This window comes from Nonomuraea sp. NPDC003707 (assembly GCF_053587055.1).
The window spans coordinates 1-1,931 of sequence record NZ_JBSFNK010000119.1; the positions used below are offsets into that span (position 1 = coordinate 1).

Consider the following 1,931-nt stretch of genomic DNA (forward strand, 5'->3'; position numbering starts at 1 on the left):
GCGGTGGCGCGGCGCAGGAGCCCGGGGATACCGGGCGCGTCGAAACGAAGCACCTCCTCCACAGCGGAGGCGACCAACTTCGGATCGGCCGCCAGCTGCGCGTAACAGCCAACGTGCAGAAGCCGGAAAACGGCTCGCGAGATCATCATGATCAGCGTGTCGTGGCCGGCCACGATGAGTGAGAACACCATGGCCACGAGCTCGTCCTCGGTCAGCCGATCGTGTTGATCCCGGGCGGCGATGAGCAAGTCGATGAGATCCTGGCCGGGGTGGGCCCGATGCTGGGCCACCAAAGCGGCCATGTAGTGCATCAGCGACTGCAACGCCTCTTCGCGCGCTTGCATGCCGAGACATCCCTTCGTGGGAGCAAGCAAGCCGGATCCGGAGACCCCTGACCCTCAGGTGCGCGAACGCGGGCGTCCGCGTTCCTACTCCGCCTCCTACAAGGCCCGGATCCTGGAGGAGTACGACCGCCTCGACAAGGCGGGTAAGGGCGCGTTGCTGCGCCGGGAGGGCCTGTACTCGTCACTGATCTCCAGCTGCGCACGGCGCGGGATCACGGCGCGGAACAGGCGCTGGCCCGCCCGGCCGGACGGCCGAAGGCGGACCCGCGCGACAAGCAGAACGAGAAGTTGCAGGCGGAGGTCGAGCGGCTGCGCGCCGAACTCGGCCAGACCCGCCAGGTCATCGAGGTGCAGGGAAAGCTCTTCGCGCTGCTGGATCAGCTCGCCACCAGCAGCGAGACGGCACCGGGCCGGGGCGAGCAGTGACCGAGACCTTCCAGGCCGCCCAGGCCGAGGCGATTGAGGAACTGGTTCCGCTACTGGGGCGGCGCAACGCATGCACGGCGGCCGGGGTGTCGCAGGCGACCTGGTACCGCCACCACCGCCAGAGCCCGGTCCTGCTCCGGCCCGCCCGGCCGCGCAAGCCGCACCCCGCCGCGTTGTCGCAGGCCGAGCGCGACCAGGTCCGCGCGGTGCTGAACGAGCGCTTCGCCGACGCCTCCCCGGCCACGGCCTACTACAGCCTGCTCGACGAAGGCGTGTATCTGGCGTCGGAGTCGACCATGTATCGCATCCTGCGCGAACACGGCGAAGTGGGCCAGGACCGGCGCCGGCAGGCCACCCATCCACCCCGGGTCGTGCCCGAGCTGGTCGCCGACGCCCCCAACCAGGTCTGGGCCTGGGACATCACCAAGCTCCGCGGCCCGGACAAGGGAGTGTGGTACTGCCTCTACACGATCATTGACCTGTTCAGCCGATACGTCGTCGGCTGGATGGTGGGCTCCCGCGAATCGGCTGACCTGGCCAGGCACCTCATCGGCCAGACCACACGCAAGCACGGCATCGACGAAGGAACGCTCACCCTGCACGCCGATCGCGGCAGCTCGATGACGTCCAAGACTCTCGCCGAACTCCTCATCGACCTGGGCGTGGCCAAGTCCCACTCCCGGCCCAGAACCTCCAACGACAACCCGCACGTCGAAGCGAGCTTCAAGACGCTGAAGTACTGTCCCGCCTTCCCCGGCAGGTTCGGCTCGATCGAGCACGCCCGCGTCTTCTGCCAGGAGTTCTATACCTGGTCACCGGGACCACTTCCACTCCGGGATCGGCTACCACCATCCCATCGACGTGCACTACGGCCGCGCCGCCGCCATCCGCGACCGGCGCGTCGCCGTCCTGGCCGCCGCCCACGCCACGCACCCCGAACGGTTCGCCAGCGGCGGCCTCCCCACCCCGCCCGACCTGCCTGGCCCCGCCTGGATCAACAAGCCCAAGACCAACGAACCGAAGGGCGCCACAGAGAAGACGACACAGAATTAGCCCAGCTCAACTGCCTTGATCAAATTGACAGACATCCCATGGCGAAATCTGTCAAGGCGCGGCCTGGACGGTCCGATGTGCCCAGGCAGTTGCCTCGTCGTACTTGCT

General features: G+C 67.9%; 1 protein-coding gene and 1 pseudogene. One reads left to right on the plus strand and one right to left on the minus strand.

The genetic code is table 11. The features are described 5' to 3' along the window. Positions 1–344: cytochrome P450 (locus ACWDRB_RS67740; RefSeq protein WP_449912871.1), on the minus strand; the 344-nt coding region annotated here is incomplete at its 3' end. On the opposite strand from ACWDRB_RS67740, the pseudogene ACWDRB_RS67745 reads away from it, so the two are divergent. Further along, a pseudogene (locus ACWDRB_RS67745) lies at positions 343–1,823 on the plus strand (IS3 family transposase). The gene ACWDRB_RS67740 and the pseudogene ACWDRB_RS67745 sit on opposite strands and share 2 nt — an antisense overlap. Positions 1,824–1,931 lie beyond the last annotated feature (108 nt).